Genomic DNA, 23,513 nt, shown 5'->3' on the forward strand with positions numbered 1-23,513 from the left:
TTGGACTTACACATTTTTGAAGTATTCAGCATTATCGGTACGATCGCATTTGCAATGTCCGGTGCATTTGTAGCTATGGAAGAGGAATATGATATTTTGGGTGTATTGGTACTTGGGCTTGTGACAGCATTCGGAGGCGGAGTGATCCGGAATGTGCTTATTGGCGTGCCTGTAACAACATTATGGAGTCAGGGCTCGTTAATCATGCTTGCGCTGGTTTCTGTAGCTGTTGCTTTTGTATTGCCCTTGAAGTGGATCAGTCACTGGAAACGGACTGAAGCTTTGTTTGATGCAATTGGACTGGCTGCCTTTGCAATTCAGGGCGGATTGTATGCGGCTAATATGGGTCATCCCATCAGTGCTGTAATCGTTGCAGCTGTACTGACGGGAATTGGCGGAGGAATCATTCGGGATCTTCTTGCCGGACGTAAACCACTTGTTCTTCGTGATGAGATCTATGCAGTATGGGCAATGGCAGCAGGGTTTGCCATCGGAATGGGCTGGTTTACAACAAACATTGGTTTGCTGATCTGTTTTGCAACAGTTGTCTTTTTCCGGATGTGTTCCGTGCACTACAAATGGAAGCTGCCGCGCCGCTCGTTGACGCCTAATGAAACCGTCGTTTTGAAGCCGGAGAAACTTATTCCGCAACATGCACCGTCCGTAATTCAAGGTACTTTGAGCAAGGGGGAGTAACTTATCATGATTAACGTTGTATTTGTATGTCTCGGTAACATTTGCAGATCCCCTATGGCGGAAGCAGTAATGCGTCATAAAGTGATGAAGAAGGGGCTTGGCGAACAGATTCGGATTGATTCGGCTGGTACAGGCAACTGGCATGTGGGCAAACCTCCGCATGAGGGTACACGTAAGTTGCTTGATGGTTATCAAATCTCTTATGCCAACATGACAGCAAGACAATTTGTGAGTGCAGACTTCACTGAATTTGATTACATTATATGTATGGATAATTCTAATGCAGAGAATGTACGTAGCCTGCCAGGTGGAGAAGAGGCAGAGATTATCAAGTTCATGGATTTGCTACCGAACGAAAAGCTGAGAGAAGTGCCTGATCCGTATTACACAGGGAACTTTGAAGAAGTGTACGAGCTTGTGAACGCAGGTTGCGATGTCTTGCTGAACAGAATTCAAGAAGAGCATCCTTTAACCTAATTTTAATTAGATAAAATACAAGCCAAGCTTGAGTAGCTCATTATTATTGGTGAAATGGCAAAGAAGCAGGAACGGAACGAATTAGAACTCCTGCTTCTTTTTCAGGGCATGAATGTAAGCGGTAACAACGTATTGTCCAAAAAATCGTAAAAAGAAAAGCGGCTATGCAGCCGCCTGTTCAACGAAATATTTAATTGTAGCTAGAACCTTTTAGCCATTCCTGCATTAACTTTTTGAGACAATCTTCTATTAACTTTCTTGTAAAAAGTAAAGCAAGGCATCAGGCAGTTCCTTTTGCCAGAAGCCCCATTGGTGATTCCCGTCTTTTTCCTGATAGGAGATGAGAGCACCACGTTTCTCCAGCAGATCACGAGTATCCCGGCTCAGCTGTACAAAATCATACGTTCCGGTATCGGCTTCAAAGGCCGTCTCCTGCAAACCAACAATCATCCAGATCGACAACCAGGACAAGTCTTCGGCTGCAGCATAGATTTCCTGAGAAGCGGAGTAGAAGGCACCAGACATGCTGATAACGCGGGTGAACAACTCAGGATATTTCAGTGCAAGATGTAATGAAACACTGCCTCCCAATGAATCACCAGCAAGAACACGTTCCTGCGGAGAGCGCCTTACAGGATATTTCTCTTCGACATAGGGAATAATCTCTTCTGCAAAGCACTTCGTATAAGATTCAAACCGACTGCCAAAGGGAGCGTACTCCTGCGTCCTTACAGAGACGTCCACTTGAACCCCTACAATAATGAAAGGTTCGGCGCCTTCATCCAAAATGATGCGGTTAGCTGTGGTAGCGATTCGGCCAAAGTTGAAAAACTCTTCGCCATCCTGACAATAAACGACAGGGTAGCTAAGCAGTTCGTTATAGCCTGGGGGGAGATAAATACGTAAGGTTCGTTTCTCGCCGAGATAACGGCTTTCAATCTCTTCCTTAACAATTGTACGTTTCAAATAGCGGGAATCCGTCATAAAACGTCACCTTTCCGGGTTATTTTTGCATTCACCCGCGCAATACGGTAAGATTAACCTGGTGCGGGGATGGGTCAAACACGCAATCATGTATTATGCTGTTATACCAATATTAAACCCCTGTTATACATACAATCCAAAAGGAAACATAAAAATATTACGGATTTCTTTGACGTATGCAGTGAAACAGGTGTATAATAATAATATAACAGCGGAACTTGATATTCAAATTTTTTGTTGAGGTGAAGAAAAAAATGAGCAAGGTTCCTTATGAAGTATACACGGAGGATGTAGAAGCTCTGTCCGTGCTGTCTCCTGACGGCGAAATTGTTAACAAAGACATGATGCCTAAGCTTTCCGACGATCAATTAAAAGAAATTATGTATCGCATGGTATTTACCCGTACTTGGGATGACCGTGCAGTAAACCTTGGCCGTCAAGGTCGTCTTGGTTTCTATGCTCCAGTATCTGGTCAAGAAGCTACAATGGTTGGTAGTGAATTTGCAATTGAAAAAGAAGACTTTGTATGTCCTGGCTATCGTGACATTCCGCAACTCGTATGGCATGGACTTCCTCTTTATCAAGCATTCTTGTACTCCCGTGGACACCAACATGGTGGACAAATTCCGGACGGCGTTAACGTATTGATGCCGCAAATCATCATTGGTGCTCAAATTCTGCACGCAATGGGTATTGCTATGGGTTACAAATTGAAGAAACAAAAACAAGTGGTTATCACTTACACAGGTGATGGTGGATCTTCCGAAGGTGACTTCTATGAAGGTCTGAACTACGCTGGTGTTTACAAACTGCCAGTTATCTTCTTTGTACAAAACAATGGTTATGCCATCACAACTCCTTTTGCTAAACAAACAGCAGCTCTGTCCATCGCTCATAAAGCGGTAGCAGCAGGGATCAAAGGTGTTAAAGTTGACGGTATGGACATCTTCGCTGTTATCAAAGCGGTTCAGGAAGCTGCTGAACGCGGACGTAACGGAGAAGGCGCTACTTTGATCGAAGCGGTAACTTATCGTTTCCGTCCACACTCCCTTTCTGATGATGCTTCCAAGTATCGTACAAAAGAAGAAGAGGCTGAGTGGAGCGAAAAAGATCCAATCGCACGTTTCGCTAAATATCTGGAGAAAAAAGGTCTGTGGACTGAAGAAGATACAGCACGTGTGAAAGAAGAAGCAAAAGCAAAAGTGAACGAAGAGATCAAAAAAGCGGAAAAAACCGAGAAAATGACGATTTCAGGCTTGATCGACAGCATGTTCGAACAAACGCCTAAGCACTTGGAAGAGCAAAAAGCTGATTTCCAATAAGTTTTTTCCGATAAAGCATAAACATCCGGCGCCGGTACTGGTGTCTCGGTATACATGTATGAATTCAAATGTGAACTGTCAATGTTTAAGGAGGAAATGAAGCAAATGGCACAATTGAACATGAAAGAAGCAATTCGTGATGCGCTTCGCGTAGAGTTGAAACGTGATCCTAACGTTCTGCTTTTCGGTGAAGACGTAGGTAATGTAGGCGGCGTTTTCCGTGTAACGGAAGGCTTGCAAAAAGAGTTTGGCGAAGAGCGTGTATTTGATACACCACTGGCTGAATCCGCAATCGGCGGTCTGGCTGTAGGTTTGGGTATTCAAGGCTTCCGTCCGGTAGCTGAGATTCAATTCGTAGGTTTTATCTTCGAAGCCCTTGACCAAATGGTAGTTCAAGCTGCTCGTATGCGTTTCCGCTCTGGCGGCAAATACAATTCTCCGATCGTATTCCGTACACCATTCGGTGGCGGCGTAAAAGCGGCAGAATTGCACACAGACTCTCTGGAAGGTTTGCTCACGCAAACTCCGGGTATTAAAGTGGTAGTTCCTTCTAACCCTTACGATGCAAAAGGTCTGATGATCGCTTCCATCCGTGACAACGATCCAGTATTCTTCATGGAGCACTTGAACCTGTACCATGCTTTCCGTGCAGAAGTTCCTGAAGAAGACTATGTTGTTGAACTGGGTAAAGCGAACGTTGTTCGTGAAGGTTCCGATGTTACCATCGTTACTTACGGTATGATGGTTCATACTTCTGTAAAAGCTGCAGAAGAGCTTGAAAAACAAGGGATCAAAGTTGAAGTGATCGACCTTCGTACGATCAGCCCGATCGATATCGATACCGTTGTTGCTTCCGTTAAGAAAACAAACCGTGCAATCGTTGTACAAGAAGCTCAAAAGAGCGCAGGTGTTGCAGCTGAAGTCATTGCACAAATCAATGAAAAAGCAATCCTGCACTTGGAAGCACCGGTTCTGCGTGTAGCTGGCCCGGATACGGTATATCCTTTTGCACAAATCGAAGATACATGGTTGCCTAACCCGGCGCGTATCGTTGCTGCGGTTAACAAAGTCATGAACTTCTAATTCAATCATCTGACATGCCGCAAGGCGCAGTATGGTGATTCACATCGTAGCGCAAGCTGCACTGTAAACAGCCATTAGTCCCTTGATTGACAGTTATTTGCGCTCGCAGTAACAGTTGGTTTTTGGAGCTAAGGGTTGTTTTCAGGATGGAGCAAATAATCAAGGAGGTTTTTCAGTTGGCTAAATTTGAATATAAATTCCCTGAACTGGGCGAAGGCCTTCACGAAGGCGAAATCATCAAGATGCACATCAAAGTCGGGGACAAAGTAACTGACGACGATATCATCATGGAAGTACAGAACGACAAAGCGGTTGTTGAAGTTCCTTGTCCGGTTAACGGAACAGTAACTGAAGTTTTCGCTAAAGACGGTCAAGTCTGCCACGTTGGTGAAGTTGTAGCGGTTATCGATGCAGAAGGCGAACTGCCTGAGCAAGATGACGCTCCTGCTGAAGACCAAGGTGCACAAGAGAAAGACGCAGCACAAGGTGGAGCTGATACTAGCGGTTCTTCTGCGGCAGCTTCAAGCTCCAATGCAGCTCAAGAAGGCGGCAACAACAGCGTTCCTGCAGTTCCTGCAAAAGACGTTTTGGCTACGCCAAGCGTTCGCAAATTTGCTCGTGAGCAAGGTGTAGACATCGCTCAGGTTAACGGCACTGGCAACAACGGTAAAGTAACCAAAGAAGATGTGGAATCCTTCAAAAACGGTGGCGGATCTTCCGCAGCGGCAACTTCTTCCGACGCTCCAGCTCAAGAAGAGAAAAAATCTGCAGCACCTGCAGCTGCAGCGGCTGATCAACGCCTTGAAGAAGAGCGCGTACCTTTCAAAGGTATCCGTAAAGCGATCTCCAATGCAATGGTTAAATCGGCTTACACTGCACCTCACGTTACAATCATGGACGAAGTGGACGTAACTGAACTGGTTGCATTCCGTACTCGCATGAAACCAATCGCAGAGAAAAAAGGCACTAAAGTGACTTACTTGCCATTCATCGTTAAAGCATTGGTTGCAGCTTCCCGTCAATTCCCAGCGTTGAACGCAATGATTGATGAAGAAGCAAATGAAATTGTGTACAAAAAATATTACAATATCGGTATCGCTACAGATACAGACAACGGCCTGATCGTTCCTGTAATCAAAGATGCTGATCGTAAATCCATCTGGATGATCGCTGATTCCATTCGTGATCTGGCAGCTCGCGGACGCGATGGCAAACTGAGCGCGAATGAAATGAGAGGAAGCACAATCTCCATCAGTAACATCGGTTCTGCTGGCGGTATGTTCTTCACTCCAATCATCAACTTCCCAGAAGTTGCTATCTTGGGTACAGGACGCATCAGCGAAAAAGCGGTTATCAAAAACGGCGAAGTTGTTGCAGCACCTGTAATGGCATTGTCCTTGAGTTTCGACCACCGTATCATCGATGGCGCAACAGCACAAAACTTTATGAATTACATTAAACAGCTGCTCGCTAACCCTGAGTTGCTTGTTATGGAGGTGTAAGATATGGTAGTAGGCGACGCTTCTCTCAATATCGACACATTAGTAATTGGTGCAGGACCTGGCGGCTATGTAGCTGCCATCCGCGCTGCACAACTGGGCCAAAGCGTATTGATCGTAGACAAATCCGAGCTGGGCGGCGTATGTTTGAACCGTGGATGTATCCCATCCAAAGCTCTGATCTCTGCTGCACATCAATATGAGTCTGCTCTTCACGGCGAAGCTTTCGGTATCTCCGCCGAGAACGTAAAAGTAGATTTTGCTAAAACTCAAGAATTCAAAAACGGCGTTGTTAAGAAAATGACTGGCGGCGTAGCTGGTTTGCTCAAAGGCAACAAAGTTGAAGTTTTCAACGGTGAGTGCATGTTCATCAACGAAAACGAAGCTCGTGTATTCAACGATCACGAGTCACCACGTTACAAGTTCAAAAATGCAATTATTGCAACAGGTTCCCGTCCAATCGAACTGAAACCTTTCCCGTTTGGCGGACGCATCTTGTCTTCGACAGAAGCATTGAACTTGCCTGAAGTACCAAAAAGCATGATCGTAATCGGTGGCGGTTATATCGGCGCTGAGCTTGGTCAAATGTACTCCAAATTCGGTGCTAAAGTAACAATCATCGAAGGTTTGGATACGGTACTGCCAGGTTTCGATAAAGACATGACTAGCCTTGTAGCTAAAAACATGAAGAAAACAGGCATCGAAATCGTAACGGGTGCAAAAGCGGAAAGCGCTGAGCAAACGGATAAAGATGTAACTGTTAAATATTCTGTAAATGGTGAATCCAAAGAAGTAACTGCAGATTACCTGCTCGTTACTGTAGGACGTCGTCCTAATACAGACGGAGAACTCGGTCTTGATATGATCGGTGTTGACGTTGATGAGCGCGGATTCGTTAAAGTTGACCACCAAGGTCGCACTAGCATCCCGCACATCTTCGCAATTGGTGATATCGTATCTGGTCTTGCTCTGGCACACAAAGCTTCTTATGAAGGTAAAGTTGCTGCGGAAGCAATCGCTGGACAACCATCTGTAGTAGACTACAAATGTATGCCAGCTGTTGTATTCACAGATCCTGAGTGCTCCAGCGTAGGTTACACGGAGAAAGAAGCAAAAGAAAAAGGTTACAAAGTAAAAGCAGGTAAATTCCCTTACGCGGGTAATGGCCGTGCAGTATCTTTGAACCATGCAGAAGGCTTCGTGAAAATCGTTGCTGACGAAGAAAGTGGCCTTGTATTGGGTTGCCAAATCGTTGGTCTGGAAGCTTCCAACTTGATTGCTGAGCTTGGTCTTGCAATCGAGATGGGCGCAACGTTGGAAGATCTGGCGCTTACTATTCACGCTCACCCAACTTTGGGCGAAATCGTGATGGAAGCAGCGGAATTGGTAATGGGTCACCCGATCCACATCATCTCCCGTTAAGATCATCGAAGTATCGGATTCGTCCGGCATTATATGTAGATTCGAAAGAGACGAGTGGCGCTAATTGCGTTGCTTGTCTCTTTTTTTTGAGTTGTAATTGAGAAGATCAAGATATCGGTGTCCATAGAATGATAGAAGCATACACGCCTCAACTTGTTTAGCGAATTCATTTCTTCCTAGTACTCAATTGTGGTACACTTTAGTAATGAACAGACCTCTCGAAGTCTGTGGCCCAGATGGGTATGAGTGCGAAACATATATAGAGATGCGAGGAGATACCAACATGAAAAACTATCTCGATTTATTACAAGATATATTGGATAATGGGGTCCACAAAGGAGATCGTACCGGAACGGGCACACAATCCGTGTTTGGCCGACAGCTTCGTTATGATTTATCGAAAGGTTTTCCGCTTGTAACAACCAAACGAATTCACCTCAAATCCGTTATTCATGAGTTGCTATGGTTTTTGAGTGGGGATACGAATATTTCTTATCTGAAAGAAAATGGTGTGAAGATCTGGGATGACTGGGCAGACGAAAATGGCGATCTTGGACCGGTTTACGGCTCACAATGGCGGACATGGGAAGCGCCGAACGGGGAGAAAATAGATCAGATCGCTGCTGTAGTGGATTCAATCAAAAATAATCCCGATTCCCGCCGTCATCTGGTGAGTGCGTGGAATGTAGCCGAAATTAACAACATGAAATTACCGCCTTGTCATTTTGCGTTTCAGTTTTATGTGGCGGAGGGTAAACTATCTTGTATGCTGACGATGCGCTCCGTGGATACCTTCCTTGGTTTACCGTTTAATATAGCCAGTTATGCACTTCTGACACATATGATTGCACAGCAATGTGATCTGGAAGTGGGCGACTTCATCTGGTCTGGTGGTGATGTGCACATCTATTCCAATCATGTGGAGCAGGTGAAAACGCAACTAGAGCGCGAGCCTTTTGCTTTGCCTAAGCTGGTGATCAAACGTAAGCCTGATTCGATTTTTGATTACAAATTTGAAGATTTTGAATTTGAAAATTATGAACATCATCCAGGTATCAAAGCACCGATTGCAGTATAAACACAATAACGTATTCGATGAAAGGGATGTGCAGCCTTTGAGTATTGAATTGGTATGGGCAATGGGAGAGAATGGTGTGATTGGACATCATAATTCTCTTCCTTGGCGATTGCCAAAAGATATGGCTTTTTTCAAGCAACAAACGATAAACAAAACGATTATTATGGGACGTAATACGTGGGAATCATTCGGCGGCAAGCCACTCCCTCACCGTCGTAATATTGTTGTGACTCGAGACTTGAATTATAGAGCGGATCAAGCAGAGATCGTACATACGATTGAAGAAGGTCTGAAGGCTGCTCAAGGTGAAGAACTTTGCGTAATTGGAGGTTCTCAGGTATATCGGGAGTTTCTACCGTTTGCGGATCGGCTTGTCGTCACCAAGATTCATGAGCAATTTGAGGGAGATACGTTTTTCCCGGAAGTGGACTGGAGCGAGTGGGAGTTAAAGAAGCAGATCGAAGGCGAGCAGGATGAGAAAAACGTATATCCTTTTACATTCGAGTTTTACGAGCGTAAACGTTAGAAAAACATGTAAAGACACTGAACACAGGAATTTTCCGTGAGCAGTGTCTTTTTTTAATATAATGTTTTGTATTGATTGTGAACAATCATGTCAAATCTTATTCCGTTACATCAATATGACACATTGACTGGTGAATTTTGCATAATATACATTGGATCAACATTCGTTTATGGTCGAATAGTCTAAAAACTGTAGGGATTCAACGTTGTAAAGCTTTAAATTGAGCTTTATTTTCGTAAATGAGTATAAATTTCACTAAAAAGCTTGATTTTAATGACAATTTATCTTACATTTATATGACGTTATCGCTTTTTTTATTCTCAACTTTCGCTTGTAAAAAAACATTATACTCTGGTTTAAGACCAAATTTAAGCTATTGACCATACGTTCAGTTGAACGCTATGATGTATAAAATACAAATAATTATGCGGATAATCCATTTAATATTCAATGTCGTAAGTGCTACTATAATTGAAATATCTTTGAGTAGATTTTGTGATACAATAGACAAAAACTCAAGTAAAAGAGTAATCCATTTCATATAGAGCCATACGCATGAAGGGATTAAGACAAGAACGGATGGGGGAAACGTAAGATGTCTACACCTACTGGATTTATGGAATACAAACGGCAGCTCCCTGCCGATCGAGAGCCAGCGGAGCGCATCAAGGATTGGGAAGAGTTTCATAAACATATGGCTGAAGAAGAGCTCAGAACACAAGGTGCAAGGTGCATGGATTGTGGTACCCCTTATTGTCATACAGGTATAGATATGACTGGCGGTACGTCAGGCTGCCCGGTTCATAACCTGATTCCAGAATGGAATAATCTCGTTTATCGCGGTTTGTGGAAGGAAGCGCTGGAGCGTCTTCACAAAACGAACAATTTTCCGGAGTTTACAGGCCGTATCTGCCCAGCCCCTTGTGAAGGATCATGTACAGTGGGCCTGATTGGTCAGCCTGTAACGATCAAAACGATTGAAGAAGCCATTATTGAAAAAGGCTTCGAAGAAGGTTGGGTTGTACCACAGCCACCGGAGAAACGCACAGGTAAGCGTGTAGCTGTAGTCGGTTCAGGTCCGGCGGGACTTGCAACAGCGGCTCAATTAAACAAGGCTGGACATACGGTAACGGTATATGAACGTTCAGACCGTGTCGGCGGATTGTTGATGTACGGAATCCCTACGATGAAGCTGGATAAAAAAGTGGTACAACGCCGTGTAGATTTGCTGGCAGCTGAAGGAATTGAGTTTATTACGAATACAGAGATCGGAAAAGATATTCCGGCTGAGCAACTTGTTAATGATTATGATGCTGTTGTTCTGTGCGGCGGTGCAACCAAACCTCGTGAGTTCAACATTGAAGGTGCTGATCTTAAAGGAGTTCATTATGCAATGGATTTCCTGAATGGTAGCATCAAAAGCTTCCTGGACTCTAACCTGGAGGATGGCAACTACATCTCTGCAAAGGATAAAGATGTTATTGTAATCGGGGGCGGAGATACAGGCTCTGACTGTGTAGCTACATCGCTGCGTCACGGATGTCGCACGATCACACAATTCGGTACGCATACTCAGGCGCCGATGGAGCGTGATCCAATTAACAATCCTTGGCCACAATTTCCGAACGTATACACACTGGATTATGCACAAGAAGAAGCCAAAGCGTTGTTTGGTCAAGATCCACGTGAATTCTCCATCATGACTACCAAATTTGTGGGTGATGAAGAGGGCAATCTCAAAGAACTGCACACGATTCAAATCGAACGTATTGTCGATGAGACAGGCCGCAAGATTTATCAGCCAGTTCCAGGTACAGAGCGTGTATTCCCTGCGCAGATGGCAATGATTGCGATCGGTTTTGACGGACCGGAGCAAACGCTTGTTGAGCAGTTGGGACTTGAAACGGATCGCCGCACGAACGTGAAGGCGCGTTATGGCAAATACAACACGAACGTAGATAAAGTATTTGCAGCAGGTGACATGCGCCGTGGTCAAAGTCTAGTAGTATGGGCTATCAATGAAGGCCGTGAAGCCGCTCGTGAAGTGGATAAATATTTGATGGGCGCAACAGTACTGGTATAAACCAGCACCATTGTTCGATCTTTCTGTCTTCTTAATTTACATCATAAAGTATTTACATTATCAACAAAGCGATGAATACCCCTCGTATATGCGAGGGGTATTTGCTATATATTTTGATCAATAAACTTTCTTTAAATTTTTCCATTTCTGATGACAATGTGAATAAGAGCATTGCATTTTCTAAGATAAAGACTTATTATTAGATTATAATTATTATAAATAAGGTTGAAGTCGAATTCAATCATAATGGGAAATAGAATTTTAACTTTGACGATGCTGTCTTATAAAGATGACATTGAATTGAGTACATGATTGCAGATACGTTTAAGTAAAGATAGGTAACATAACATATAACGGAGGTGCACCCGTATGGCAAGTAATCGGGACAAGTCCATTTCGGAGCAAATTGATCAAATCAAAAGCCAATTGGTTGATAAAGGATATAAGTTAACTCAGCAACGTGAAGTGACGGTACGTGTGTTGTTGGAACATGAGAAAGATCATTTTAGCGCAGAAGAAGTATTTCTCCTGGTAAAAGAAAAGTTTCCGGAGATTGGACTCGCAACCGTTTATCGTACGCTAGAGCTACTCAGTGACTTGCAGGTTGTAGAGAAAATTAACTTCGGTGATGGAGCTGCACGTTTTGATTTGCGTAGCACAGACGGCTCTCACCATCATCATCACTTGATCTGTACGGAATGTGGAAGTGTGGAAGAAATTATGGAAGATGGATTGCTTCGATTGGAGCAACAGGTTTTGCGTCAGTATGGTTTTGCTGTGACCGATCATCGACTTGATTTTCAAGGTGTGTGTAAAGAATGCAGACAAAAACATGAGCTTGATGAGCCAGCGGCTGGTTAATTCATCCCGAATAGGTGCTCTTGAATCCAAAATCTGATATAATAAGTTTCAGAAGCAGGGGCTTCCGTCGGCGGAAGGCCCCTTTTTGCCGTCATAGTGACGGTTTAGGAGGAGAGATGGACGGATGAAGACACTGGTTATTGCGGAGAAACCCGATATGGGGAGAACCATTGCCGCCGTCATAGAACCAAAAGCCAAAAATAATCGCACGTATCTGGAAGGTGAACAGTACATTATCACCTGGGCGATTGGGCATTTGCTTGGACTGGCTGAACCGGATGCCTATGATTCGAAATACAAACGCTGGAATATTGCGGACTTGCCGATCATTCCGGATCAATTCAAAATTGTACCGAATCCACGGACAAAGGATCAGCTCAAAATCATCGGAGAACTCGCAAAGCGTGCTTCAGCGATTGTTAACGCTTGTGATGCAGGGCGGGAAGGACAATATATTTTTGCGCTGATTCAGCAGCAATTAAAGTTGCGCCAGCCTGTAAAACGTCTGTGGATATCGGATTTGACAGCTGAAAGTATTCGGCGTGGATTTGATGGATTGAAAGATGCCGCAGAATTCGAAAATCTGACTTATGCTGCCCGTGCACGCAGTGAAGCGGACTGGCTGATTGGCATGAATGCCTCACGGGCGTTTACAACAAGGCATAATGCACTACTGTCTGTTGGACGAGTGCAAACACCTGTATTGGCTCTCATCTATGATCGTGAGATGGAGATTGAAGCGTTTCAGTCACAGACGTTCTATGAAGTGGCGGCCTGGTTTCGGCAGGAAGGTGTTGAATACCGGGGTGTACGTCAAGGAGATAAACTTACGGATGCAGCAACAGCAGAGGCTATTGCAAACAGTGTAAAGGGCAAGACAGGTCAGATTATTAAATATGAAGCCAAACAAACCAAGGAGTATCCATACCGGTTGTATGACTTGACTCTTTTACAGCGTGAAGCGAATGCGAAATTTGGCTACGGCGCGAAAAAAACACTGGATATTGCACAGGCCCTGTACGAAAAACATAAAGTGATCTCGTACCCGCGTACCAATTCCAACTATGTTACGGAGCAGAACATTGAAGGCATGCACAAAACATTGAATTTGCTCAAAAACGGAACGTACAGTGAGCTCGCTTTGGGCGCAAAGCCGGAATTGGTGCATAAAAATAATAAAGGGGTCTGCAATCCGAGCCGGGTGGAAGACCACCATGCGATTTTGCCAACACTGAAACGACCAGGGACACTATCCAAGGAAGAACAAAATATATATGACTTAATTGTGAGACGTTTCCTGTCTCATTTCTATCCCCCCGCCGAGTATAAACAGCATACGGTACTTACGGAGGTTGAGAAACATCAGTTCAAAACGTCTGTGAAAGAACTATTATCCATCGGTTGGAAAGTAGTGCTTGGTTCTGGCGATCAGGAACAAGGTGCTTCTGGTAGGAAAAAAGCGAAGAAAAATAGCAATGAAGAAGAGGAAGCAGAGGAATGGACGGACAAAGCTTTCGCTGTACAGCCTGACTTGCCTATTCAATGTACGAAGAGCGAGTTCAAGGAGAAAGCTACTCAACCGCCCAAAAGTTATACTGAGGGCACACTGCTCAAAGCAATGGAGAGTGCAGGTAAACAGATCGAGAACGAAGAACTTCGTGATGCGATGAAGGATAGCGGTCTGGGAACCCCGGCTACACGGGCGGCTACGATCGAGCGTCTCAAAAACGTAGGTTACATTACGATGCAAGGGAAAAAGATGCAACTGACGCTGAAGGGACGAACAGCGATTGAATTAATTCGTCGTGCCGGTGTAGATTTGCTGACTTCGCCTGAGATGACGGGGCAATGGGAGCGTCGGTTACATCAGATCTCTAAAGGTGAAGCTGGACAGGACAAGTTCATGGAAAATGTCAAGAAATTCACATTATCAATCATTGAAAAAGTGCGTGTACAGGCTCCCGCTGCTGCTGATGCCTTTGGTGAAGATGCGAGAGGCAAAGGTAAGGGGAAAGCGAGAGGATCTGGCAACAAAGGAGGTAACAAGGTAACGAGTAGTAGCAAAGCGACCAGGACTTCAACAGCAAACGCAGCTTCAAGTACAGGCACAACTGTGCAATCGGGTACCGCAAGTTCTGGTGTACGTGAAGTGCTTGCTTCATGTCCTTCACCTGGTTGTTCCGGGCATATTATTGAGGGCAAGAAGGGGTATGGCTGTTCCCGTTTCAAAGAAGGATGTACATTTGTCGTCTGGAAAGAATACGCTGGCAAAAAAATAACAAGCACAATGCTGAAGTCATTGGTAGAGAAGGGCAGTACGCAAGTTCTCTCATTCAAACGCAAGGATGGAAGCACGGTGAAGGCACGTATTATTTTAAAAGATGTGGTCACGGGTCAATTATCCGGTGAAAAACAGGAAGCATGATCATAGGCCGCTGTAGATTTTATAGTTGAAAGTAAAAAAAGAACCCTTTAGCCAAGGGTTCTTTTTTGTTGTTTCTGCTCTATATCTTCATGAATGACTTTCGGGACCTCTTCCAGTGCTGTGATGGTATACATGGAAGTTTCCGGATTCGGTTGCAGTTCAACAATGTTATATTGCCATTCATTGGGCTGTTTGATATAGATGCTATGAATTCCGGCATTTACGGCAGGCATAATATCTGTGCGAAGTGAATTGCCAATCATCCATGTTGCTCGCCGGTCAAAAGGGCCTTTGGACAGAATGCCTTCCAATGCTTCAATATTTTTGTGCTGACGAATATAGATTCGATCATCGAAATAGATGGAGAGTTTCATCTGGTCAATCTTTCTTTGTTGAATGACGGTCTCACCGCCTGTGTACAAATAAAGAGAGTGCCCTGCAGACTTCAGTTCTTCCAACGTTTCTACCATATGCGGATAAGGCTCAACTTCCTGGGTGTAGACACTCATGCCCAGTTTGCTCAAATACGTTTCTTCTTTAGTTGATGTTACACGTGCATATTTTTGGGAAAAATATCGATACGTATCAATCAAAGATTGTGGAAAATGGTGACTAGCAAACCCGACTTTGTTCACTCCCGTCACGTCTATTTCGAGTTGCTTCTCCCGAATCTGCTGTGTGGTCAGGGCATGTCCGTCGAACCATTGTTGCATGTTCTCAAAGAATTCTCCCAGAACAAGATTGAAATATTTGTTGCAATATACAAGTGTATCATCAAGGTCAAACAAGATATGTTGTTTTAATAAGGTCAATGCTAGTTCACTCCTTGCCTGCGCTTGCCTGCGGATCATTCATTATCCTATAAAATAAAATAACGAGTTAGATGCGAATGTAGGATTCTAAAAACATATTCAATTCAGATACTCCGTCAGGTCTGATGCTATATTTTTCTTTACGATTGCTTCCTAGTAAATGTGTACGCAGTAGACCTGCAATGCGAAGAGCTGTAACCTGATCTTTGACAGGATCTTGTTCTTTGCCAAGCTCCTCACACATCTCCGAGAGTGACTTCGGTTCGTCCGAAACATATCTTAACAGGCGAAGTCTTTCCGGGTCTGCCAATGCATGTGTGAACCTGAGCAAACACGTTGGCGGCTCATCTTCACTCTCTTCAGGTATATCTACGGGATACTGAATAATCATCATGCCTTCATAGAAGCAGTACATGTTAATAGGACGGTTATGCACCGTTGGGAACAGAATCACTTCGTTTAATCCAGCGATGGGTTCCACAATAACACCTGCGGTAGCATATTCTATTAACAGTTCAGGGCCCATTTTTTCGAGCAAAATGCGTTTTTCTTCAGCATCCTCTTCAAGCCATACACGATGATCTTCGCTAATGTTCCGGCAATAGTGCTGATCCCATAGTCGCAGTAATGGGACGTAGCTGTTTCGAATACGCGTCGATTCTTCTATCGTAAGCGAAGGCATTAATGAAGACACGCGCGCAAATAATTCGTCAGCCGAAAGCTCTGTGAGCATGTCCAGAAAGTCTTGATTTTCTAAAGTGGTATTCTTATATGCTGCCCAGGCGAACAGGACATCAAAATCGTCAAAAGGCCACGTAGCAGCGGGTGCAAGCGCAGCACGTACGTTGGAACTTAGCTTGCGCTCAACGTCCAGAATCCATTCAGGACCAATGTCCAGATGCTGAATCCACTTTTTCGTGACATAAACTAAAAAGCTGTTGAGCATCTCATATATCGGTGAAACATCAATTTTAACGTGATAAGCCATAATGATGCAGAATCCTCCCGTCACATCTAGGTATTCACAGCGACTTATGTACTATTATGGCTTGTTTTACCGGGCGTTGTCCACTATAATGTTCAAGTTCGGGGCTTAGACCCGATTTATAAAGAAAGTATATACCCATATAAATAACAGCCTAGAGATCGTCAGCAATGGCGATTTTTCTTTGTTTGCGCTTGCAGGAGGAATGAAATGTCGTGGCATTGATGTTCAAATCTAAAATATCACCCTCAACTTTTAATTATTTGATTTTAATTACCGTGATCGTTGCAGCAGGGATCAGTCAGGGATTGTTGCTACCTGTCTTATCCATTTTTCTGGAACAGCAAGGGGTTTCTCCAGGGTTAAACGGGTTAAATGCCGCTGCGCTCTACATTGGCTCATTCGCAATGACACTGGCAGCCGAACGTTTACTGGGGGTACTGGGATTCAAAAAACTGATTGTTGGCGGCTTGATTCTGGTTATGCTTCCCTTGATCCTGTTCCCGTATTTTCCTGATATTAAAATTTGGTTTGTGCTACGCCTGATTGTCGGCATCGGAGACAGTGCTTTACATTATGCAGCGCAGCTATGGGTGCTGTTAGTCACTGCGCCAGAGAAGCGAGGACGTTATATATCCCTTTACGGTATGTCTTACGGACTGGGTTTCAGTATCGGGCCATTAGGAATCAAGTTGCTCGGGTATGGTGATGCTGTGCCATTTTTAGTGCTGTTTGTTGGCATGGCCGCTGTACTCATTCTGGTGCTGATGAAGCAACCGGATACCAAGCCGGAAAAAGCAGAACATGCTCATTTTCCAGAAAGACGCTTTCGCCGCAGTTTCGCTTGGGCATGGTATGCGCTGTTGCCAGCTCTTTTATACGGTTATATGGAAGCAGGCATGAACAGCAACTTTCCCGTTTACGGACTTCGTGTGGGATATGATACGGATCAGATAGCCTCTTTGCTTCCTTTTATAGGGATTGGTGGACTATTCCTGCAGCTTCCGCTCGGAATATTAAGTGACCGATATGGTCGAAAAGTAATTCTTATGATAGCCGGAATGGGTGGCGGTTTAGCATTTATGCTAGTTCCTTTAGCAGGTACGAATTTCTGGCTGACACTTGTACTGTTGCTTATCGCCGGAGGACTCGTAGGTTCATTTTTCTCGCTGGGACTCGCTTATGCCGCAGATATTTTACCTAAAGTTTTGTTACCTGCAGCCAATGTGGTAGCGTCCTTTCACTTTACGATCGGAAGTATCGTGGCACCGAATCTGGGAGGTCAGTTGATCAACTGGGTTTCACCTGGCAGTATGTTTACGATGCTTGGTTGCTTGTATTTCATTTTTGGTGTTACAGGACTATTATTTCGGCGTAAACGCGAAGCAGAATTTGTGTTAAAATAGAAGCTGGTGTTCGCATGGAAATTGATGTCCATTTCCGAGTACACTAGTAGTAGGGAAAAACATGGACAAGAGGAGACATCGCGATGATCAGAGTGGAGAACTTGAGTAAATCCGTTGGAGCGGATCGTATTCCGATTCTACGTGATATTCGTTTTGATATGCAACAAGGGGAAATGATTGCGGTAGTCGGCTCCAGCGGGAGTGGCAAAAGCATGTTGCTGAAATGTTTGGCGATGAAGGAGACGTGGGATTCAGGGCGTTTTACTGTTGACGGCATGGATATTCTGAAAGAAGGCTGGAGCGGTAAACAGAAAATTCGGCGGGAATGGGCATACTTGGAACAGAACCCACAGTTATATCCCAGAAAAACGGCGCTGAAGAATGTACTTATCGGGCGTTTTGGTCAAACTCCATTATGGAGGATGGCAACGGGCATGGTGCGTTCGGATGACTACATGGGAGCGATGGACCACCTCGAAGGTTTAGGTTTACTGGATAAAGCGCATCAGCTTGCTGAAAAAATGAGCGGCGGCGAGAAGCAGCGTGTTGCTATTGCAAGGGCGCTTGCTCATGGTGCCAAGGTTGTGTTGGCGGATGAACCTGTCATTGGACTCGATCCTCATACGGCTGATGCCGTGCTGGAAACGTTACGCAAATTGTGTGAAGAGGAACGAGCTACAGTCATTGCCGTGTTACCGATTGAACTAGCAGAGAAACATGCTTCGCGAATCTGGGGAATCGCAGAAGGCCGGATCGCTTTTGATATACGAGGACGGAGATTAACACAGCAGGAGAAAAATCAGATTTAAAATGAGTGCTTAATGAAAAGAGTGATGAAATTGCTTAATTCGCGATGGGGACGCTGCATGGCAGCAGGTACAATGGCTGTTTTGCTCGGAACCGTGCTAAGTGGCTGTACAGTGATCAGTGACCCCAAGCTTCTAATGAAGCCGCCGATGATGTCGACGGACAAAGAGAAACTGTATAATATTGTGCAGAAGGAAACACCGCCTGAAAGTAAGTTGATTCGGCCCAAAGATATGAGCAATACCAGCATGATTCGTGTGGAAGATCTGAACGGTGACGGTATTCGCGAGGCCATTGTTTTCTACGAGACGCCTAATGAGAATGTACGTATCCACGGTATGATTTTGGAAGAGCAGGGGGGAACCTGGGTCAAGAAACTGACGTTTGATGTACCAGGCAATGAGTTGGAATCGTTCAAAGTAATGGATATTACGAATGATGGGAACCCGGACATTATCGTAGGTGTCAGCTTGCAGGATCAGAAAGCCTTAACGGCATATTCATATAAAGGCGGAGTCTTGGAACAAGTGCTGGGCGGCGTGCCTTACAATCAGGTCATTATCGATGATATGCAGGGTAACGCGCTGGATTTAAGTGGAGATGGAAAGAGTGATTTTGTTGTTGTTTCGCTAAACGCCAGTGGTTTTGCCAGCATAGCCTTGTATCAGTATCAGGATGACAGCTTTAAGGAAATGGATCGTGTTGTTACTGACTATACGGTTAAAGAAGTGTATAACGCTCTTGGCGGTGAGATCGCTGACGGAAAAATGGGGATTGTACTTGATGCGGATCTGGATGATCGCAGTTCGTTTACACAGAACATGTATGTGAAAGACAATAAACTTGTTAGTGCTTTTAAATCACCGGATCAAACGTACAGAGATGACAAAATTTTAAGCGGTGATGTGAATAATGATGGTATTATTGAGTTTGGATTAAAAGAAACACCAAAAGGTTGGGAGCACTACGTATTTGATTCGCGCATGTGGTTTTATACATTCTACCAGTGGGATGGCAAAGAGGGGAAAAAGTTTGTGTCGTTCCAGTTCCGGGATGATGCGGATTTGTTCCATTTGAACTTAAAGCCTGAATGGTATGGCAAGATCACGATTGACACCAAATCGGAGAAGGAAAAATACATTCGATTTAAGATGATCAAAACGGATGAAACCGTGGCCGAAATCAAATATTTCACGTTTTCTCAGTGGGATCTTGAAAAGGGAAAGAGCTGGAAGGAAATTACTCGAACAAAAGATCGGGTGATTGCATCGCGTGTTGCACAATCTGAGGCGGGCAAGGATGCATTAAGTAAAAACTTCTCAGCTGAATAGAAAGGAAGAACTTGATGAGTAAAGTACTTATTCTTGAGGATGAAGAATCTATCCGCAGTTTTATCGTCATTAATTTAAAAAGAAATGGATTCGAAGTGCTGGAAGCGGGCGATGGTCATGAGGCCTTACGCATTTTGCAATCTGTACCCGATATTGATCTTGCACTGCTGGACGTTATGGTTCCTGGCATTGATGGTTTTGAAGTATGTAGACGGATTCGTGAAACGAACGAACGGCTCGGTATTATTTTCTTGACAGCCAAAGTTCAGGAGCAGGATAAAGTATACGCTCTTTCAGTAGGGGCAGACGATCACGTAAGCAAACCTTTCAGCCCGACTGAACTGATTGCACGGATTCAATCACTTCTTCGTCGTGTCAATGTACATCGTGAAACTGCGGCTAAAGTAACGTTCCAATCGGGGCCGTTTTCACTGGATCTGATCTCCAAACAGTTTAAAAAGAATAATGAAGCCATTGAATTAACACCTACGGAATTTTCTTTAATTCAGTTCTTCTTGGAAAAAGAAAATACGCCGCTGAGCCGTGACTTGCTACTGGACCATGTGTGGGGCAAAGAATATATGGGTGATCCCAAAATTGTTGATGTTAACATCCGTCGTCTACGTCAAAAAATTGAGAACAATCCTTCCGAGCCTGAATACCTGCAAACTGTATGGGGTCACGGGTACAAATGGAAGGGCCGGGATCAATGATCAAAAAGGGGATCACGCGGCAGATCGTATTACACTACTTTATTGTCGTTTTCCTCGCTCTGGTGCTTGTTGAGTTTGTGTTTATGCTAGCTGTGCAGCGGTATTATTATGAGAGCATTTACAATACCATTAGCACACACATTACCAATAACAGAGACTTTCTTGAGCCAATAGCCAGAGCTAGTAATGGAGAAGACGGCAACAACAACTTGTCCAGACTCCTTGTTCGACTTGCATTAGACAATACTGAACTGGAGATCCTGGATCTGAACGGCCGCGTGCTGGCGAGTTCGACGGCCTTTGAGTCAGATCGAGCAATGTTACAAACGAGCGACGTTATGCAGGCTTTGAACGGGGATATGGGACGATGGATTGGCAGACAACCCAACACCGGAGAATCGGTGATGGCAGTTGCCAACAAATTCGACCTTGGTGGTGAAAATACGTACATTGTACGTTATCTGACTTCGCTCGAATCCGTAAACTCTAAACTACTTGTCATGGGGTTACTGGCTATTGCCGTAGGCGTTGGTGTACTTGCCATCGTGTTAATTATCAGTATTGGAATGGCTAACTCCATTGTAAGGCCTATTAACAGTATCACAGCGGTATCTGCTCAGATGGCGAAAGGACGGCTGGATGTCAGAGTCAAAGGGAATTATAAACATGAACTGGGCGAACTAGCGTCAACGCTTAACTTCATGGCCCACGAAATTGTACGTAGTAACCAGATTAAAGACGATTTTATTTCGTCCATTTCCCATGAACTGCGTACACCGCTGACCAGTATTAAGGGTTGGAGTGAAACGCTTGATTCAGGTGGATACGATCCGGAAGAAACACGTATTGGTATGGGGATTATCGCGAAGGAAACAGAGCGGCTAATCGGGTTGGTAGAGGAGATGCTTGATTTCTCCAAACTGCAACAGAACCAGATGAAGCTTGTGAAAGGCACAGTTAATATTCGTGAGGTTGTGCAAGAGACCATGCTGAACGTATGGGCCAAAGCTGAACAAAAGCAGGTACATCTGAAGTTAGAGACGGACGAAACACGCGCCTACAATGTATATGGCGATGGCAATCGTTTGAAGCAGGTGTTCTTAAACATTGTGGACAACGCGATCAAGTTCTCACATGAGAACTCGTGGATATTCCTTACGGTCAAAGAAGAGAATGGTCAGATTGTGGCTGTTGTGCAGGATACAGGAATTGGGATCAGTGAGGAACATTTGATTAAGGTAAGGGATCGTTTCTTCCAGGTAAACCACCAAAATGGAGGCACGGGACTTGGTCTTGCCATTACTCAGGAGCTTGTGGAACTGCATGAGGGCACCATTACGATGCAAAGTGAGCTTGGTTCAGGGACAACGGTGACTGTATCCTTACCTATGCTTAATCAGGAGATAGCTTCAGTTGAACAAGGTATAACGGATGAGGTAGCACTGATCGAAGCTGGTACACCGGAGAAACCGGCAAATACAACTTCGGAGCCAGACCAGAATGAGCAGATACAGGCTCATGACTCATCAACTGAGGGCGAGAAGCGCTAGTTCGTCATTATCACACGTACGGTGGTAGCAGACGATGAAATCTTATACAGCGAAACCAGAAAGGCGAGCCATTATGGCTCGCCTTTTTACATTTAAGGTACATCTTAAAGAATTTATGAGGATAATTCACCAGCACGGAGACGACCACTTTTTTCATACACTTCTTTGAGCATACGTACAGGTTGCGTGCGTACGGCTGGTTTAGGTGCGACAATCTCATTTGGGCCAACGACCACAATTTCATCGGCTGTACCTTTAACAATGGCACCGTCTTTGATAATGGCTCCCTCGCCGATAATTGCGCGTTCGATATGAACACCGCGGCCTACGCGTGCGTTAGGCATAATGACACTGTCAAGCACTTCAGAGCCTTTGCCAACTTCGGCACCGCAGAAAATCACGGAGCGTTCAGCCCGGCCTTCAATAGCGCAAGAGTCGTGAACCATGGAAGCCAGATGTTGCATCTGATTTTGTCTCGCTTTGATCGCGCTTGGTTTGGAGCGCCATTCGCGGGTGAACATAGGCCAATCTTCTCGTTGCAAGCTCCAGTTTTCTTCGTTATATAACAGATCCATATGCGCATCCCAAAGACTTTTCACCGTACCGACATCTTTCCAATAACCATTGAAGTTATATACATAAAGCGAATTAGTTTCGTTTAACATCTGTGGAATGACATCTTTCCCGAAGTCATGACTGGAATTTGGATTCGCAGCATCTTCAAGCAAGTGACGTTTCAGATATTGCCAATTGAACATGTAAATGCCCATCGAGGCCAAGTTACTTTTAGGTTCAGCCGGTTTTTCGGCAAATTCGGTCACGCGCATATTTTCATCTGCTGCCATAATTCCGAAGCGATGAGCTTCGTCCCAAGGCACTTCCATGACAGAAATCGTAGCGAGGGCATTGTTAGCCTTGTGTTCCTCGAGCATCTCGCGATAATTCATATGATAAATATGGTCACCCGACAAAATTAGAACATTTTCGGGGTTTTGCTGGTCAATATAGTCCATATTTTTATATATGGCATCCGCAGTTCCCAAGTATTCGTCATTTCCTGTATGATAAGATGGAAGCAAGGAGATTCCGGTCTCATTCGAATTGCCAGGTGTCCATGGCTCTCCTTGACCAATATGTTCGTGCAATGATTCCGCCTGGTACTGCGTCAGAACACCTACAGTGTCGATCCCTGAGTTGACGCAGTTACTGAGAGGAAAATCGATAATCCGGTAATGCCCGCCAAACGGTACAGCGGGTTTTGCAATCCTCGAGGTTAAAGGAGCTAATCGCTTTCCTTCTCCTCCCGCCAACAGCATAGCGATGCAATCTTTATTAAACATGATCGTTTCCCTCCCAAAATATTTGTGCAGTGTAGTACATTAGTAAACGAAAGCGAAGCCTCTGAAACGATAGCTATTGTAAAAATTCTGAAAAAATACATCATTTTTTAAAA

Annotated in this window: 20 protein-coding genes; 16 read left to right on the forward strand and 4 right to left on the reverse strand. The window is 44.5% G+C overall.

Annotation, left to right across the window (positions count from 1 at the left end; all coding sequences use genetic code 11):
- Entirely contained in the window at window positions 1-696 is a 696-nt protein-coding gene (locus tag H7T88_RS16690; protein ID WP_090916699.1) for a trimeric intracellular cation channel family protein, read from the forward strand.
- Between the two features lie 6 nt (window positions 697-702).
- Complete coding sequence (locus H7T88_RS16695; protein WP_221789409.1) at window positions 703-1,173, forward strand: low molecular weight protein-tyrosine-phosphatase; 471 nt, start codon at window positions 703-705, stop codon at window positions 1,171-1,173.
- Between the two features lie 249 nt (window positions 1,174-1,422).
- Here the strand turns inward: H7T88_RS16695 and H7T88_RS16700 are convergent, their stop codons facing one another.
- Window positions 1,423-2,157, reverse strand: coding sequence for an alpha/beta hydrolase (locus tag H7T88_RS16700; RefSeq protein WP_221789410.1), 735 nt, complete (start codon window positions 2,155-2,157; stop codon window positions 1,423-1,425).
- Between the two features lie 254 nt (window positions 2,158-2,411).
- On the opposite strand from H7T88_RS16700, the gene pdhA reads away from it, so the two are divergent.
- The 9 genes from pdhA to H7T88_RS16745 all read left to right on the forward strand — a co-directional run bounded on the left by pdhA (window position 2,412) and on the right by H7T88_RS16745 (window position 14,456).
- The gene (gene pdhA, locus H7T88_RS16705; RefSeq protein ID WP_090916691.1) at window positions 2,412-3,479 is read left to right on the forward strand and encodes a pyruvate dehydrogenase (acetyl-transferring) E1 component subunit alpha; all 1,068 of its coding nucleotides are present in this window, start codon (window positions 2,412-2,414) and stop codon (window positions 3,477-3,479) included.
- A gap of 105 nt (window positions 3,480-3,584) precedes the next feature.
- Complete coding sequence (locus H7T88_RS16710) at window positions 3,585-4,562, forward strand: alpha-ketoacid dehydrogenase subunit beta (protein WP_090916689.1); 978 nt, start codon at window positions 3,585-3,587, stop codon at window positions 4,560-4,562.
- 176 nt (window positions 4,563-4,738) lie between these two features.
- Entirely contained in the window at window positions 4,739-6,064 is a 1,326-nt protein-coding gene (locus H7T88_RS16715; RefSeq protein ID WP_090916687.1) for a dihydrolipoamide acetyltransferase family protein, read from the forward strand.
- A 3-nt stretch (window positions 6,065-6,067) separates the two neighbouring features.
- Window positions 6,068-7,483, forward strand: coding sequence for a dihydrolipoyl dehydrogenase (gene lpdA, locus H7T88_RS16720; protein ID WP_123065714.1), 1,416 nt, complete (start codon window positions 6,068-6,070; stop codon window positions 7,481-7,483).
- Window positions 7,484-7,766: 283 nt separating this feature from the next.
- Window positions 7,767-8,561: a thymidylate synthase gene (thyA, locus tag H7T88_RS16725; protein ID WP_090916685.1), complete on the forward strand. Its 795-nt coding sequence runs from the start codon at window positions 7,767-7,769 to the stop codon at window positions 8,559-8,561.
- Window positions 8,562-8,598: 37 nt separating this feature from the next.
- Window positions 8,599-9,087, forward strand: a complete 489-nt coding sequence (locus tag H7T88_RS16730; protein WP_090917302.1) for a dihydrofolate reductase — start codon at window positions 8,599-8,601, stop codon at window positions 9,085-9,087.
- A gap of 595 nt (window positions 9,088-9,682) precedes the next feature.
- The gene (gltD, locus tag H7T88_RS16735; RefSeq protein WP_154983531.1) at window positions 9,683-11,170 is read left to right on the forward strand and encodes a glutamate synthase subunit beta; all 1,488 of its coding nucleotides are present in this window, start codon (window positions 9,683-9,685) and stop codon (window positions 11,168-11,170) included.
- A gap of 369 nt (window positions 11,171-11,539) precedes the next feature.
- Window positions 11,540-12,031: a ferric iron uptake transcriptional regulator gene (fur, locus tag H7T88_RS16740; protein WP_090916681.1), complete on the forward strand. Its 492-nt coding sequence runs from the start codon at window positions 11,540-11,542 to the stop codon at window positions 12,029-12,031.
- 124 nt (window positions 12,032-12,155) lie between these two features.
- Window positions 12,156-14,456 (forward strand): type IA DNA topoisomerase, encoded by a 2,301-nt coding sequence (locus H7T88_RS16745; protein ID WP_221789411.1) that lies wholly within the window; start codon window positions 12,156-12,158, stop codon window positions 14,454-14,456.
- Between the two features lie 47 nt (window positions 14,457-14,503).
- Here H7T88_RS16745 and H7T88_RS16750 read toward each other — a convergent pair whose 3' ends face one another.
- Both H7T88_RS16750 and H7T88_RS16755 read right to left on the reverse strand, forming a co-directional pair.
- Window positions 14,504-15,268: an HAD family hydrolase gene (locus H7T88_RS16750; protein ID WP_154890436.1), complete on the reverse strand. Its 765-nt coding sequence runs from the start codon at window positions 15,266-15,268 to the stop codon at window positions 14,504-14,506.
- Between the two features lie 67 nt (window positions 15,269-15,335).
- On the reverse strand, window positions 15,336-16,256 hold the full coding sequence (locus tag H7T88_RS16755) for an ArsR/SmtB family transcription factor (RefSeq protein WP_090916674.1): 921 nt from the start codon (window positions 16,254-16,256) through the stop codon (window positions 15,336-15,338).
- Between the two features lie 221 nt (window positions 16,257-16,477).
- Between H7T88_RS16755 and H7T88_RS16760 the strand changes: the two genes are divergently transcribed.
- From H7T88_RS16760 to H7T88_RS16780, 5 genes are all read left to right on the forward strand, one after another.
- Window positions 16,478-17,659: an MFS transporter gene (locus H7T88_RS16760; protein WP_221789600.1), complete on the forward strand. Its 1,182-nt coding sequence runs from the start codon at window positions 16,478-16,480 to the stop codon at window positions 17,657-17,659.
- 83 nt (window positions 17,660-17,742) lie between these two features.
- On the forward strand, window positions 17,743-18,468 hold the full coding sequence (locus tag H7T88_RS16765) for a phosphonate ABC transporter ATP-binding protein (RefSeq protein WP_154890435.1): 726 nt from the start codon (window positions 17,743-17,745) through the stop codon (window positions 18,466-18,468).
- 57 nt (window positions 18,469-18,525) lie between these two features.
- Window positions 18,526-19,797 (forward strand): hypothetical protein, encoded by a 1,272-nt coding sequence (locus H7T88_RS16770; protein ID WP_221789412.1) that lies wholly within the window; start codon window positions 18,526-18,528, stop codon window positions 19,795-19,797.
- Between the two features lie 14 nt (window positions 19,798-19,811).
- Window positions 19,812-20,510: a response regulator transcription factor gene (locus H7T88_RS16775; protein WP_090916668.1), complete on the forward strand. Its 699-nt coding sequence runs from the start codon at window positions 19,812-19,814 to the stop codon at window positions 20,508-20,510.
- Window positions 20,507-22,060 (forward strand): sensor histidine kinase, encoded by a 1,554-nt coding sequence (locus tag H7T88_RS16780; protein ID WP_260510963.1) that lies wholly within the window; start codon window positions 20,507-20,509, stop codon window positions 22,058-22,060. The genes H7T88_RS16775 and H7T88_RS16780 overlap by 4 nt, the downstream gene beginning before the upstream one ends.
- 113 nt (window positions 22,061-22,173) lie before the next feature.
- On the opposite strand, the gene H7T88_RS16785 is transcribed toward H7T88_RS16780, so the two are convergent.
- Window positions 22,174-23,400 (reverse strand): glucose-1-phosphate adenylyltransferase, encoded by a 1,227-nt coding sequence (locus tag H7T88_RS16785; protein ID WP_090916666.1) that lies wholly within the window; start codon window positions 23,398-23,400, stop codon window positions 22,174-22,176.
- Between the last annotated feature and the right edge of the window lie 113 nt (window positions 23,401-23,513).

It is taken from the genome of Paenibacillus cucumis (ex Kampfer et al. 2016) (assembly GCF_019748695.1).
Lineage (GTDB): Bacteria > Bacillota > Bacilli > Paenibacillales > Paenibacillaceae > Paenibacillus > Paenibacillus polysaccharolyticus.

Bases quoted from the DNA above. Each gene is read 5' to 3' on its own strand.
- H7T88_RS16695 (WP_221789409.1), top strand. From the start codon at position 703: ATGATTAACGTTGTATTTGTATGTCTCGGTAACATTTGCAGATCCCCT.
- H7T88_RS16700 (WP_221789410.1), bottom strand. From the start codon at position 2,157: ATGACGGATTCCCGCTATTTGAAACGTACAATTGTTAAGGAAGAGATT.
- pdhA (WP_090916691.1), top strand. From the start codon at position 2,412: ATGAGCAAGGTTCCTTATGAAGTATACACGGAGGATGTAGAAGCTCTG.
- H7T88_RS16710 (WP_090916689.1), top strand. From the start codon at position 3,585: ATGGCACAATTGAACATGAAAGAAGCAATTCGTGATGCGCTTCGCGTA.
- lpdA (WP_123065714.1), top strand. From the start codon at position 6,068: ATGGTAGTAGGCGACGCTTCTCTCAATATCGACACATTAGTAATTGGT.
- thyA (WP_090916685.1), top strand. From the start codon at position 7,767: ATGAAAAACTATCTCGATTTATTACAAGATATATTGGATAATGGGGTC.
- gltD (WP_154983531.1), top strand. From the start codon at position 9,683: ATGTCTACACCTACTGGATTTATGGAATACAAACGGCAGCTCCCTGCC.
- fur (WP_090916681.1), top strand. From the start codon at position 11,540: ATGGCAAGTAATCGGGACAAGTCCATTTCGGAGCAAATTGATCAAATC.
- H7T88_RS16745 (WP_221789411.1), top strand. From the start codon at position 12,156: ATGAAGACACTGGTTATTGCGGAGAAACCCGATATGGGGAGAACCATT.
- H7T88_RS16755 (WP_090916674.1), bottom strand. From the start codon at position 16,256: ATGGCTTATCACGTTAAAATTGATGTTTCACCGATATATGAGATGCTC.
- H7T88_RS16760 (WP_221789600.1), top strand. From the start codon at position 16,478: ATGTTCAAATCTAAAATATCACCCTCAACTTTTAATTATTTGATTTTA.
- H7T88_RS16765 (WP_154890435.1), top strand. From the start codon at position 17,743: ATGATCAGAGTGGAGAACTTGAGTAAATCCGTTGGAGCGGATCGTATT.
- H7T88_RS16770 (WP_221789412.1), top strand. From the start codon at position 18,526: ATGGCAGCAGGTACAATGGCTGTTTTGCTCGGAACCGTGCTAAGTGGC.
- H7T88_RS16775 (WP_090916668.1), top strand. From the start codon at position 19,812: ATGAGTAAAGTACTTATTCTTGAGGATGAAGAATCTATCCGCAGTTTT.
- H7T88_RS16780 (WP_260510963.1), top strand. From the start codon at position 20,507: ATGATCAAAAAGGGGATCACGCGGCAGATCGTATTACACTACTTTATT.
- H7T88_RS16785 (WP_090916666.1), bottom strand. From the start codon at position 23,400: ATGTTTAATAAAGATTGCATCGCTATGCTGTTGGCGGGAGGAGAAGGA.